The 12,317-nt window shown below is 59.7% G+C and carries 10 protein-coding genes; 2 read left to right on the top strand and 8 right to left on the bottom strand.

Going from position 1 to position 12,317, the window contains the following annotated elements:
- Positions 1-369: 369 nt before the first annotated feature.
- Positions 370-1,260: a tyrosine-type recombinase/integrase gene (locus GQX66_RS23900; RefSeq protein ID WP_102686110.1), complete on the top strand. Its 891-nt coding sequence runs from the start codon at positions 370-372 to the stop codon at positions 1,258-1,260.
- Positions 1,261-1,274: 14 nt separating this feature from the next.
- Here the strand turns inward: GQX66_RS23900 and GQX66_RS23895 are convergent, their stop codons facing one another.
- The 5 genes from GQX66_RS23895 to GQX66_RS23875 form a co-directional block, all read right to left on the bottom strand.
- The gene (locus GQX66_RS23895; RefSeq protein WP_102686111.1) at positions 1,275-1,826 is read right to left on the bottom strand and encodes a PqiC family protein; all 552 of its coding nucleotides are present in this window, start codon (positions 1,824-1,826) and stop codon (positions 1,275-1,277) included.
- A 16-nt stretch (positions 1,827-1,842) separates the two neighbouring features.
- The gene (locus GQX66_RS23890) at positions 1,843-3,498 is read right to left on the bottom strand and encodes an MlaD family protein (RefSeq protein WP_240871857.1); all 1,656 of its coding nucleotides are present in this window, start codon (positions 3,496-3,498) and stop codon (positions 1,843-1,845) included.
- 113 nt (positions 3,499-3,611) lie between these two features.
- Positions 3,612-4,913: an FAD-binding oxidoreductase gene (locus tag GQX66_RS23885; protein WP_240871856.1), complete on the bottom strand. Its 1,302-nt coding sequence runs from the start codon at positions 4,911-4,913 to the stop codon at positions 3,612-3,614.
- Positions 4,910-5,998, bottom strand: coding sequence for a polyamine ABC transporter substrate-binding protein (locus GQX66_RS23880; RefSeq protein ID WP_240871855.1), 1,089 nt, complete (start codon positions 5,996-5,998; stop codon positions 4,910-4,912). The genes GQX66_RS23885 and GQX66_RS23880 overlap by 4 nt, the downstream gene beginning before the upstream one ends.
- Positions 5,999-6,098: 100 nt before the next feature.
- Positions 6,099-7,457 (bottom strand): glutamine synthetase family protein, encoded by a 1,359-nt coding sequence (locus GQX66_RS23875; protein WP_102686282.1) that lies wholly within the window; start codon positions 7,455-7,457, stop codon positions 6,099-6,101.
- Positions 7,458-7,619: 162 nt separating this feature from the next.
- Between GQX66_RS23875 and GQX66_RS23870 the strand changes: the two genes are divergently transcribed.
- On the top strand, positions 7,620-8,528 hold the full coding sequence (locus tag GQX66_RS23870) for a helix-turn-helix domain-containing protein (protein ID WP_085745609.1): 909 nt from the start codon (positions 7,620-7,622) through the stop codon (positions 8,526-8,528).
- 114 nt (positions 8,529-8,642) lie between these two features.
- On the opposite strand, the gene GQX66_RS23865 is transcribed toward GQX66_RS23870, so the two are convergent.
- The 3 genes from GQX66_RS23865 to galE all read right to left on the bottom strand — a co-directional run bounded on the left by GQX66_RS23865 (position 8,643) and on the right by galE (position 12,316).
- Positions 8,643-9,692, bottom strand: a complete 1,050-nt coding sequence (locus GQX66_RS23865; protein WP_102686115.1) for an acyltransferase — start codon at positions 9,690-9,692, stop codon at positions 8,643-8,645.
- A 90-nt stretch (positions 9,693-9,782) separates the two neighbouring features.
- Positions 9,783-11,261, bottom strand: coding sequence for a family 16 glycosylhydrolase (locus GQX66_RS23860; protein WP_240871854.1), 1,479 nt, complete (start codon positions 11,259-11,261; stop codon positions 9,783-9,785).
- The gene (gene galE / locus GQX66_RS23855) at positions 11,261-12,316 is read right to left on the bottom strand and encodes a UDP-glucose 4-epimerase GalE (RefSeq protein WP_102686117.1); all 1,056 of its coding nucleotides are present in this window, start codon (positions 12,314-12,316) and stop codon (positions 11,261-11,263) included. The genes GQX66_RS23860 and galE overlap by 1 nt, the downstream gene beginning before the upstream one ends.
- Between the last annotated feature and the right edge of the window lies 1 nt (position 12,317).

The following is a 12,317-nucleotide window of genomic DNA, read 5'->3' as shown; positions in this document are numbered from 1 at the left end:
TAGACGCGAAAAAATCCTTTGCATCAATAAGTTGCCAAGACGACATAACGTCGGGTTCGGTTGACTTTTCAGGCATTGCCCGGCAGCTTGGGCAGCGCCGGCACAGGACTCAGTGGAATTAAGGTTATGCCCGTTTTTGTGAAAGGAACATGAAAAACCGGTCGGCGAATCGTTTATCTGAAACCCATACAGCCACTGTTCAGACTTCTACCGTTTATCGCGGTTTTTAGTAGAAAAGTCCTACGGAAGTGTTCCCCTTATATTAAGAATGTTGCAGTTGTTAGTTGCTGTGTTGAACTGCTTTTACTCAAGGCCCGACGTTTGATTGACTTACCCGTTGCATCCCCCGACACCCTGAAAACCAACCCGATGACCGTGTATCTGGCGCGTCTGGCTCCCTCCAGCCAACTCACCATGCGTTACGTTTTGCAAGATGCCGCCGACCGACTCGGTTTCGAAGACATGAACGTCGAAGACATTCCGTGGCACGCGCTGCAACCGGAAGATGTCGTTGCGTTAGTCGCTGCATTGCGCGCCGACAATTACGCACCGAATACTTCTTCGCTGTATGTAAACGCCATTCGCGGTGTAATGAATGAAGCCTGGCGCATGAGTCTTATCAGCCAGGAACATCTATTGAAGATGCGCTCGGTCAAAGGCATTGCCGGCACGCGACTGTCTCAGGGGCGCAATCTGAAGCGCACGCTGATTCATGAATTGATGGAAGTCTGCGCCGCTGATCCACGGCCACAAGGTTTGCGCGATGCAGCGGTGATTGCGTTGTTGTACGGCACTGGCATGCGCAAGTCGGAGTCGGTGGATCTGGACCTCAATCAGGTCGATTTCAACGAGCGCAGTTTGTGTGTCACCGCCAAGGGCAATAAACAACTGATCAAGTACGCACCGGCCTGGGCGTTTGCCAAACTCAATGCCTGGCTGGAGTTCCGTCGTTCGGAACTCAAGGAAGGCGAGAGCGACGACGCGTTTCTGTTCAACCGTATTCGCCGTGGCAGCCACATCACCCGCGAGCGCATCACCAAGCACGCGATCTATTACATCGCCCGCCAGCGCGGCACCCAGGTCGGGGTGAAGATCATGCCCCATGATTTCCGGCGTTCGTTCATCACCCGGGTGATCGAGGAGCATGACCTGTCGATCGCCCAGAAACTGGCCCATCACAGCAATATCCAGACGACTGCCAACTACGACGTGCGCGACGACAACGAGCGGCGCCGCGCGGTGGATCGTTTCGACTTGTAGGCATTGCGTTTCGCTCAGGAGGCGGGCGGGCAGCCGCGTGAGCCGGTGGAAGCCTGACCGATCAACGCAGCCAGGCGCTTGACGTTGTTCTGCTGGGCCACCACCAGATCATCGATGGTCGGCCCGGACGGGGTTCGCAGCAGCGAGCGGCAGGCGAGCAGGGCGTCGTCGCCGGTGTTGGCCTGGCGCAGGCGCCATTTGACGTCGATCAGCCCGTATTGGCCGGGTATCGAATCGAAGCGTTGCACATCAATGCGCACCGAGGTCTTGCGCGGGCCGCCGGCATTGCTCAGTTGATCCACCAGTGCGCTGCGCAATTCATCACTGAGGCTCGCGCCCCACCATTCGGTCTCGAGAATCGCGAGGCCGCTGTTGCCCTGGCGGATGACGATCTGCGGCCGGTCGACCTGCGGCGGCACGTTGATGCCTTCGATGGCGATTTCCGAACCGGCGCGGCCGGTCATCGGTTGCGTCGGTGTCAGGGTGTGAAAGCTGATCGGGGCGCTTTTACAGGCGCCCAGCAGCAGGCCAATGGCGAGCACGGTGAACTTCAGCGGTAAAGCCATGGGACAGCTCCTGTGCTCAATTGCGCGGCGGCCCTTTGAGGTCCAGTGGCGCGGCGTTGTCGGGGCGGCCGCGAATCAACGATTCCGGATGACGGCCCAGATAATCGGACAGCTCACGCAGCGAACGCGACATGCGCCCGAGCTCGTCGAGAGTCTCGGTCAGTTGTTCGCGTTGCGGCGAATCTTCGGCCAGGGTCGAGCTGGCCGACTGCAGGGTCTTGCTCAGGTCGGCGAGGGTGTTCTGCACGCCGGGCAGGGTCCTGGCATTGAACTGGGTCAGGCCTTTGCGCAATTCCACGAGGTTGCTGTCGAGGTTGCCGGCAATCCGTTCCACCGGCAGTTTGTTGAGCTTGTCGATCATCGCTTCGAGTTTTTCCTGCAACTGTTCGAGGCTGCCGGGGACGGTCGGAACGCTGATCGGGCGGGCGGTCGGGTCGAACGCGACTTTTTCGGCTTTGGGGAAGAAATCCAGCGCGATATACAACTGCCCGGTCAGCAGGTTGCCGCTGCGGGCCTGGGCGCGCAGGCCGTTGTCGATAAAGGTGCCGATCAGGCGCACGGCGGCGGCTTCGTCGTCCGGATTGTGCTCGAGTACCTTAAGCATCTTGACGTGAGCCTGACCGAGGCGTTGCGGGTAGATCACGATGCCGACGTTGAGCGGGAAGCTGCGTTTTTTCGGATCGAAGTCCAGGTTGACGCTCACTACCCGGCCGATTTCGATGCCGAGAAACTCCACCGGTGCGCCGACTTTCAACCCGCGCAGGGCCTGATCGAAACGCAGGCTCAGGTATTGCGCCTTGCCGTTGGGCGGGGCGAGGGCGGTTTGCTGGTCTTCAAACAGGTCGTAGGTTCTTTCTTCGGCGGCGGCAACGTCGTTGGGGCTGTACTCCGGCGCGCGGAAGGCGATGCCGCCCACCAGCAAGGTCGACAACGATTCGGTTTTCACCGCAAAGCCGTTGGCGCCGACGTTGACGTCAATCCCGCTGGCGTTCCAGAACCGGGTGTTTTCCGTGACGTAGGCGTCGTTCGGTGCGTGGATGAACACCTCGATGTTCACCCCTTTGCCATCAGCGTCCAGCGCGTAGGCCACCACCTGGCCCACCGGGATCTTGCGGTAATAGACCGGCGAGCCGATATCCAGCGAGCCGAGGTCCGAGGCGTGCAGGTTGAAGCGTTTGCCCGGTTCGCCGTAGGTGATCGGCGGCGGGTTTTCCAGGCCTTTGAAGTGTTTTGCGCGCGAGTTCGACTGACCGATATCGGCGCCGATGTAGTCGCCGGACAGCAACGTGTCGATGCCCGAAACACCGCCCGCACCGATGCGCGGGCGCACGACCCAGAACTGCGAGTCTTCGCGGGTAAAGGTTTCGGCCTGCTTGGCCAGTTTGATCGTGGCGTTGACGCTTTTCTGATCGTCGCTCAGCTCGACGTCCGTGACCTGGCCGATGACCACGTTGCGGTATTTGACTTCGGTCTTGTTGGCGGTCAGGCCGCTGCCGGTCTTGAAGGTGACAATGATGCTGGGGCCTTCCTGCATCAGGTTGTGCACTACCAGCGAGATGCCCACCAGCACCGCGATGATCGGCACGATCCACACCAGCGAGATGCTGAAACGCCGGGTCTTGACCGGCGCCTGGCCGGGCGCTCGCGGTTGATCGGCGGCTGACGACTCCATCCATGACCTCCAGGGTGTGTTGGGCACTGAGCGTCAGGAACGCAAAAGCACTTCATCAATATAGAAGTGCTTCGCGATAGAGCAAATGTGCAGGGCGCTTTAACCGGCAGGCCTCATCCCAGCAGTTCCCGCAGGCGATACCAGAACATCCCCAGTGCCAGCAGCGGCGAGCGCAGCGCCGGGCCGCCGGGGAAGGTCATGTGCGGCACGCCGCTGAACACATCCATGCCCTGACTGTGGCCGGCATGAATCGCCTCGCCCAGCAGCTTGGCGCACCAGTGAGTGACGTTCAGGCCGTGGCCGGAATAGCCCTGGGCGTAGAACACGTTCGGGTGCTGCTTCAAACGGCCGACCTGCGGGAAGCGGTTGGCGGTGATGCCGATTTTGCCGCCCCACTGATAGTCGATGCGCACATCCGCCAGTTGCGGGAACACCTTGAGCATCTTTGGTCGCATGTACGCGGCGATGTCCGCCGGATCCCGTCCCGAATAATGGCAGGCGCCGCCGAACAGCAAGCGCCGGTCCGCCGAGAGCCGGTAGTAGTCGAGGCCGACTTTCTGGTCGCACAGCGCCAGATTTTGCGGAATCAGCTCGGCGGCGCGTTCCGGCGACAGCGGTTCGGTGGCGATGATGTAACTGCCGGCGGGCAGGACCTTGCCGCTGAGTTGCTGTTCGAGTTCTTCCAGGTGCGCGTTGCAGCCGAGCACCAGACTGCCGGCGCGCACGGTGCCGCTTGGGGTGCGTACTTGAACGGTCGCGCCATGGACGATTTCCAGCACCGGGCTCTGTTCGAAAATCCGCACCCCGAGGGACGCCGCCAACCGCGCTTCACCCTGCACCAGGTCGAGCGGGTGCAAGTGGCCCGAACCCATGTCGATCAGGCCGCCCTTGTAGACACCCGCGTTCACCACTTGCTGACGAATCAGCTCAGGGGCAACCAGCCGCGTTTCATGGCGGTAACCCAGCTGCGCCAGGCTGTCCTGCTCGGCCTTGAAGGCGTCGAACTGCGCCGGCGTGTTCGCCAGCTCACAGAAACCCCAGCGCAGGTCGCACTCGATGGCGTTGTCGCTGATGCGCTGGCGCACCAGCTCCACCGAGTCGATCCCGGCCCGGTGGAGGTAGCGCACGCCTTCGGCGCCAACATGCCGCGAGAAACCTTCGACGTCATGACCGATCCCGCGAATCAGTTGTCCGCCATTGCGCCCGCTGGCGCCCCAGCCGATGCGCCGGGCTTCGAGCAGAATTACCGAAAGCCCGCGCTGCGCCAGTTCAATGGCCGTGTTGACGCCGGTGAAACCACCGCCGATTACGCAGACATCGGCGATCAGGTCACCCGCCAGTTCCGGATAAGGTGTGCTGGCCCGGGCCGACGCGGCGTAATAGGACTGGGCGTGTTCCTGGGTGTACTGATTCATTTGTTCGACTTCACTTTGCTCCAGGACCGGGTCATCAGACGCATGATCGACTGGGGCGGGGTAGAGGAGATGTAGAGCTTGTCGAGGACTTCCTGAGACGGATAGACCTCGGGATTGTTGACCAGCTCCGGATCCATGTATTGCTTGGCCGCCGGGTTCGGGTTGGCGTAACCCACCGAGGCGCTGACCTTGGCGATCACTTGCGGATCGAGCAGGTAATTGATGAAGGCGTGGGCTTCCTTGGTGTTGCCGGCATCGGCGGGAATCGCCAGCAGGTCGAACCACAGGTTCGCGCCTTCCTTGGGAATCGAGTAAGCGATGTTCACGCCGTTCTTGGCTTCCTTGGCGCGGTTGGCGGCCTGGAACACGTCGCCGGAATAACCGAAGGCCACGCAGATGTCGCCGTTGGCCAGATCGGACACGTATTTCGAGGAGTGGAAATAGGTGATGTACGTCCGGATGCTCAGCAGTTTCTCTTCGGCCTTCTTGTAGTCCTCGGGTTTCTCGCTGCGCGGGTCCATGCCCATGTAGTTGAGGATGGCCGGGAACACTTCATCGGCCGAGTCCATCATCGACACGCCGCACTGGGTGAGTTTCTTCAGGTTCTCCGGTTCGAACAGCACGGCCCAGGAATCGATGTGATCGATGCCCAGCACTTGCTTGACCTTGTCGACGTTGTAGCCGATGCCGTTGGTGCCCCACAGGTACGGCACCGAGTGCTCGTTGCCCGGATCGTTCTTCTCAAGCAGGGCCAGCAGTTTCGGGTCGAGGTTTTTCCAGTTCGGCAGTTGCGAGCGGTCCAGTTTAAGGAAGGCGCCGGCCTTTACCTGACGGGCGAGAAAGTGGTTGGACGGCACCACCACGTCATACCCGGTGCGCCCGGCGAGCAGTTTGCCTTCGAGGGTTTCGTTGGAGTCGAAGACGTCGTAGATCACCTTGATCCCGCTGGAGGACTGGAAGTCGGCGAGGGTGGTTTCGCCAATGTAATCGGTCCAGTTGTAGACGCTGACCTGGGGTTGGGCGAGGGCACCGGCACTGCACGCCAGGGCCAGCGCGGCGGGGATCATGGATTTCAACAGACGCATATCGACACCTCTTCGAATTATTGGATTTTTCAGGCGACTCTTGCTGATCGTTCCCACGCTCCGCGTGGGAACGATCGTGGGTTGGTTTTTGTTGTTTTAATCAGACGCTCAGCAACAGGAACTCCCGCTCCCAGGAGCTGATCACGCGCTTGAAGTTTTCATGCTCGGCGCGTTTCACCGCGACGTAGCCGCGCACGAACTTGCTGCCCAGGTATTGCGCGACGGTGTCGCACTCTTCCATCTGGGTCAGGGCTTCTTCGATGGTGATCGGCAGGCGCAGGTTGCGGCGCTCGTAAGCCCGGCCTTCGACGGCGGCGCTCGGATCGATGCCTTCGACCATGCCGATGTAGCCGCACAGCAGGCTCGCGGCGATGGCCAGATACGGGTTGGCGTCGGCGCCGGGCAGACGGTTTTCAACCCGCATCGCCTCAGGGCCGGAGGTCGGCACCCGCAGGCCGACGGTGCGGTTTTCTTCGCCCCATTCGACGTTGACCGGTGCCGAGGTGTCCGGCAGGAAGCGGCGGAACGAGTTCACGTTCGGCGCGAACATCGGCAGCACCTTCGGAATGTACTTCTGCAGGCCGCCGATGTGATGGCGGAACAGATCGCTCATGCTGCCGTCGGCATTGGCGAAAATTGGCTGGCCGCTGGCGATCTCGACCACGCTCTGATGCAGGTGCATGGCGCTGCCGGGCTCGTCGCCGATCGGCTTGGCCATGAAAGTCGCGGTCACGTTGTGCTTGAGGGCGGCTTCACGCAGGGTACGCTTGAACACGGTGATCTGGTCGGCCAGATCGAGCGCGTCGCCGTGGCGGAAGTTGATTTCCATCTGCGCCGGGCCGTCTTCGTGGATCAGCGTGTCCAGGTCCAGGCCTTGCAGTTCGCACCAGTCGTAGACGTCTTCGAACAGCGGATCGAATTCGTTGGCCGCGTCGATGGAGAACGACTGACGACCGCTTTCGGCGCGACCTGAACGGCCCAGCGGTGCCTTCAATGGCAAGTCCGGGTCTTCGCAGCGCTGGGTCAGGTAGAACTCCATTTCCGGCGCCACGATCGGCTTCCAGCCTTTGTCGGTGTACAGCTGCAGGACTTTCTTCAGCACGTTGCGCGGCGACAGTTCGATCGGGTTGCCGAACTTGTCGAAGGTGTCGTGAATGACGATGGCGGTCGGCTCGATGGCCCACGGGATCACGTACACCGCGTCGCTCACCGGCTTGCAGACCATGTCGATGTCGGCCGGGTCGAGCAGGTCGTAGTAGATGTCGTCGTCGACAAAATCCCCGGTTACCGTTTGCAGCAGCACACTTTCCGGCAGGCGCATGCCTCGCTCATGCAGGAACTTGTTGGTCGGTGCAATTTTGCCGCGGGCGATGCCGGTCAGGTCGCTGACCACGCATTCCACTTCGGTAATCTTGTGATCTTTCAGCCATGTAAACAGCTGATCGAAAGGGGCATTCATAAAGACCTCGTCGTTGGTTTTGTTGACGCGGGGGAAAAGCGATTTCATCTTTCGCAGACTTCCCCTGTGGCGCGTTGACGACTATCTTGGGCGGGCCTTGACGTTCCATCTATCCACTTTCAGCAGCACCAAAGCGCACCAAAAGAGTGCGCAAGGTCTCCCATGACAACGTGTAATCCGCTACAGGTTCAAGCGTTCAATACCGCCGATGTCACCGAACAGATCCGCGCCACGCCGGGTTGGGTTCAGCATTACCAGCAGATGTCGCCGGGGCATTTCGCCGGGCAGATCCGTTATCTGGATTTGCAGGGTGTGGAGGTTTACGAAGAACAGATGAACACCCGGGTCGAGCAGAATTTCAGCGCGCCGGAAGGCTCGCTGGCGTTCTGTTTCGATCGCAGCGACAACGCGCTCTATCTGCTCAATGAAGAGAGCCGCAACATCTGGATCACCCCGGAGAACTATCAGGAAATCGCCGTGGTGTTCGGCCCGGAATTCGTCCAGCGCAACGGCCTGGACGTGGCCAGGCTGGAAGGTCTGTTCATGGCTCCGCTCAATGGCGCGCAGAATGGATTGTTCAGCCGCTGGTTAAGCTCCACTCTCACGAAGTTGTCGCAAACCCTTGATCAGCCAAGCAAAGAAGCGCTGACCCAGCAATTGCTCGAGGACTGCCTGTTCATACTCGACAACGCGAGCGTGTGCCTGGACGGTGGTGGCTTGCAGCGTCGCGCCGAAGAGCGAATCACCCTCAAACGCGTAGGGGAGTGGGCGGCGGATTCACCGGAAGAAACCCTCAATCTGCTGGAGCTGTCGCGGGTGGCCGGGGTTTCCCTGCGCCAATTGCAGCAGACCTTCAAGGCGTACACGGGGATGTCGCCGAGCCATTGGCTGCGTTTGCGCAGGCTCAACAGTGCGCGGCGGGAATTGCTCAAACGCTCGCCGGCAGATACGACGGTGGCGGAGGTCGCAATGAACTGGTCGTTCTGGCATTTGGGCCGTTTTTCAAGCAGTTACCGGGCGATGTTCAAGGAGTTGCCGAGCGAGACCTTGAAGCGCTCATCGTCGATGTGACGGGCACTCTGCACCACAAAAAAAAGACGGGAGAGGTTTCGGTATTCGCCGAAATCTCTCCCGTCTTTTTCATTTATCGATAGGCCGATGTTGCCAAGCCTGTTGCGCTGCCGACTAACCAACTCTGAGACGTTTGAAGGAGGATGAAAGGGATCTTTTCATCAGTCTGGCCATCGGGGTTTCTATTTCTTTATGGATGACATGGGAGGCACCTATCATCAAAGCGAGGGTGCCCCACAGCAGCACGTGAGGATTCACAGCCGGATAAGCCATATTGAAGATCATGAAGCCGATCATTTGATGCAGCAGGTAAAGCGGGTAAGTCAGGGCGCCCAACGCTGTCCAGTCGAACCTCCCGATGGCTGACGTTTTATGCGTCGAGATAAAAAGAAACGTCATGAAGAACAGGGCAATGACACCGCAGATAATCAAGGAATCGTATTCGGTCGAATATTTCAGTTCAATCGACTCGGCCCACTTGATCGCGTTGAAGCTGGCCAATGCCTGCGCGGCTGCCAGCAGGGAAATACGGGATTTGGTAAAACCCTTGTCCCAGATGATGTAGAACGTCGCGCCAGCGATGAAATAGGCCGCGTAGTCGGTGATCAGGACCGAGCGCAGCTTTTCGAAAGCAAAGACTTCCGCTGCGGCCGAGATCAGCAGCCAGAGCACAAGGAAGTTTTCTATTTTCTCTATCTTCTTGAAGGCCAACAGGACGGCGATCATCAGGTAGAACTTTATTTCGACGAACAGTGACCAGTAGACCCCGTCGATGGGTGGGACACCGATCAGGTCGCCGAGGAATGTCATGTTGATCATGTATTGATAGAAATCAGCCGAAAATCTTGGCTGACCAATGGCCAGCGTGACGAGAAAAGTGATCGTGCAGCACACCCAGAAAGCCGGGCAGAGGCGGATGACGCGGGAAATGAAAAACGCTTTGAGATCGTTGTTCGAAGCCGTCATCAGGATCACGAATCCGCTGATCATGAAAAACAGTTCGACGCCCAGGTAACCGTATTTGGCAACGTCAGCCAATAGCGGATAGGGCATTACCGACATATCGCCCCTCGCATAGCCGCGAAACGCATAGTGAAAAAACACCACGGCGATCGCGGCGAGGAAGCGCAGCAAGTCCAGTTCGTTCAGTCGTCGCTTGTTCATGTACAGGCGCTCCAGACTCGTCAGCGCGGATCGATCACTGAGGACTGTGTCGTGTGACATCCGACTCAAGGCCAAAGCGGCGTAGGGTGCTCAAGGACTGCGTAGCCACATGCGGATGTAATCGACTTCAAACGTGGAGGGCAGGTCAGCATCGTCGACCACGCCGAACCATTTCCACATGGCCTCACTGTCAAAGACGATCTGCATGGGGTAGAAAAAGTGGTTGTTCTTCGACTCCCTGACCAGTACGCCATCGACGTACCAGCGCAGGGTGTCGGGCTGCCAGTCGAAGCCGTAGACATGAAAGTCGCCGGCCAGCCGCCAGGGGCTGGTCCAGGTGCTGCCGTCGGCGATATGTTCGGTGCTCTGTGGCGTGGCCCAGAGGTGGGCGTTCATGTTGTAGGCGCGGTCCGAGGCCGCCTCTTTGGTCTTGCCGCCGATTTCAAAGATATCGATTTCGGTGGCGTTGTCGGCCATGCCTGTCCACGCCAGCCAGAACGCGCTGGAAGCCGCAGAGTTCATGGGTTTGGCCCGTGTTTCGTAATAGCCGTAGAAGCCGCGTTCGAGGGTACGAACCATCGCCGAGGTGTAATCCTTGAAACCTAGCTGCACGTATTTCGGCGGCAGGGTTTCCTTGCGAAAGACAATCTTCAGATAGCCGTTGCCGACGCTGGCATTGCGCTCGGTGAACAACGCCGGCTTGCGTCCCAGCGACTCGTTGCCGATAGCATTGTTGACGTGCCAGCGTGTGCGATCGAGGGTGGTGCCATCGAACTCGTCGGACAGCGTGGTGTTGAGCAGCCACCGGCCGGCATTGGCCTGGTCGGACAACGGCAGATCCGGATGGATGTGGGACGGCAGAGCGTCCAGCGGGCCGACACGTGTCCAGGTATCGGCCTGAACCGGTATGGCCACGGACCACTTGTCCGCCAGGTACCGAAATACGCGCTGGCGCTCCGCGAGCGAGGCAAACGGCCGGTCATACACCAGGACTTCGGCGATGTCGCCGCGAAAGTTTTCGGCATTTCCGACGGCATTGCGCCCCACGCCATACGGTCCCAGCGGGACGTCCTGCAGCTCAAGGACAGAAACCGTCGGCTCATAAGCACCGGTTTGCGGAAGGCTCACGGCGAAATTCGGCAGCACGTTATCGTTACTGGCGGCCTGCGGTCGTGAACTGAACAAACGTTGCCAGGGATCGACCCCGGCCTGTTCCGGCAACCGCCGGGACACGATCAGTACAGTCGCAGGCCCTTTCGCCGTGCGCAGGGTCCGGCCGAGCAATCCAGAGTTGCCGCTCAAGCGCACCACCGAATGGCCATTGAGGCTGTTCTCCATCCGTTGTGGCGGCGAAGAAGCGCCATCGACGGTCGCGTCATTGGCCTTGCCTGACTTGTCGCTCCAGCGCTGGAGACGGTTCTGCGCATCCAGAGTCACTGTTGACGCATCCGCCGCGTCCAGCCACAACATGAGCCCGGTGGTCGGCACCGCAGGAGGTGCCTGCGCGGCGTTGCTGATCAGCGAAACTGAAAACAGCACGGCCAACAGACATTCTTTGAACATCGGCATCACTTCACCGCAATGGGTGCCGGAATCTTGAATGAAGATTGATACCCCTGCGGATTGCACGACTGCCAGCGCCAGGTATCGGTGATCATTTGTTCCAGGCCACGCAGCGCGCTCCAGCCCAGTTCGCGTCCTGCCTTGGCGGGATCGGCCCAGCACTTGGCGATGTCACCCGCGCGTCGAGGGACGAAACGGTAGGGAATGCTGATGCCGGTGATGTCTTCGAAGCTGTGAATGATTTGCAACACGCTGTAGCCAACGCCCGTTCCGAGGTTCCAGTAGTGAATGCCGTTGGCGTGCTGCAGCACCTGCAGGGCCTTGAGGTGACCGATGGCCAGGTCGACCACGTGGATGTAGTCGCGCACGCAGGTCCCGTCCACCGTGGGATAGTCGCTGCCGTACACCGTGAGTTCGGGTATCCGGCCTATGGCAACCTGGGTCAGGCACGGCAACAGGTTGTTGGGGCGGCCCCGCGGGTCTTCGCCGATCATTCCGCTTTCGTGGGCGCCGATCGGGTTGAAGTAACGCAACAATCCAATGCTCCAGCGCGGATCGGAGTTGCACAGATCCGTCAGCAACTCTTCGATCATCAGCTTGGTGCGGCCATAGGGATTGACCGGTTTGCCGGTGCCAAAATCTTCGGCAATCGGCGTGCGCGTCGGCTCCCCGTACACCGTGGCTGACGAGCTGAACACCAGCCGGAATACGTTATTGCGGGCCATCGCCTGACACAGGCCAAGCGTGCCGGCAACGTTGTTGACGTAGTAATCCAGCGGCTTGCGCACGCTTTCTTCGACGGATTTGAGACTGGCAAAGTGCACCACGGCCTCGATGTCGTGCCGGCTGAAGATATCGTCGAGCAGGACCGGGTCGCGAATATCGCCCTTGATGAAGTCGACGCGGGTCAGGGTCAGTTGCTCAAGGCGCCGGATGCACTCTCGACAGCTGTTGCACAGGTTGTCGAGCACCAGCACTTTGTGGCCGGCGTTAATCAGGGCTAGCACAGTATGCGAGCCGATGTAGCCGGCACCGCCAGTAATCAACGTGGTTTTGCGCATG

Origin of the sequence: Pseudomonas sp. B707 (genome assembly GCF_022496685.1) — a bacterium.
Classification (GTDB): domain Bacteria; phylum Pseudomonadota; class Gammaproteobacteria; order Pseudomonadales; family Pseudomonadaceae; genus Aquipseudomonas; species Aquipseudomonas paraglycinae.
The sequence above is the reverse complement of the archived record's forward strand: the minus strand, read 5'-3'. Positions and strand labels throughout refer to the sequence as shown.

What these genes read in the sequence shown, in the direction of transcription:
- GQX66_RS23900 (WP_102686110.1), top strand. Translation starts at nt 370, where the DNA reads ATGACCGTGTATCTGGCGCGTCTGGCTCCCTCCAGCCAACTCACCATG.
- GQX66_RS23895 (WP_102686111.1), bottom strand. Translation starts at nt 1,826, where the DNA reads ATGGCTTTACCGCTGAAGTTCACCGTGCTCGCCATTGGCCTGCTGCTG.
- GQX66_RS23890 (WP_240871857.1), bottom strand. Translation starts at nt 3,498, where the DNA reads ATGGAGTCGTCAGCCGCCGATCAACCGCGAGCGCCCGGCCAGGCGCCG.
- GQX66_RS23885 (WP_240871856.1), bottom strand. Translation starts at nt 4,913, where the DNA reads ATGAATCAGTACACCCAGGAACACGCCCAGTCCTATTACGCCGCGTCG.
- GQX66_RS23880 (WP_240871855.1), bottom strand. Translation starts at nt 5,998, where the DNA reads ATGCGTCTGTTGAAATCCATGATCCCCGCCGCGCTGGCCCTGGCGTGC.
- GQX66_RS23875 (WP_102686282.1), bottom strand. Translation starts at nt 7,457, where the DNA reads ATGAATGCCCCTTTCGATCAGCTGTTTACATGGCTGAAAGATCACAAG.
- GQX66_RS23870 (WP_085745609.1), top strand. Translation starts at nt 7,620, where the DNA reads ATGACAACGTGTAATCCGCTACAGGTTCAAGCGTTCAATACCGCCGAT.
- GQX66_RS23865 (WP_102686115.1), bottom strand. Translation starts at nt 9,692, where the DNA reads ATGAACAAGCGACGACTGAACGAACTGGACTTGCTGCGCTTCCTCGCC.
- GQX66_RS23860 (WP_240871854.1), bottom strand. Translation starts at nt 11,261, where the DNA reads ATGCCGATGTTCAAAGAATGTCTGTTGGCCGTGCTGTTTTCAGTTTCG.
- galE (WP_102686117.1), bottom strand. Translation starts at nt 12,316, where the DNA reads ATGCGCAAAACCACGTTGATTACTGGCGGTGCCGGCTACATCGGCTCG.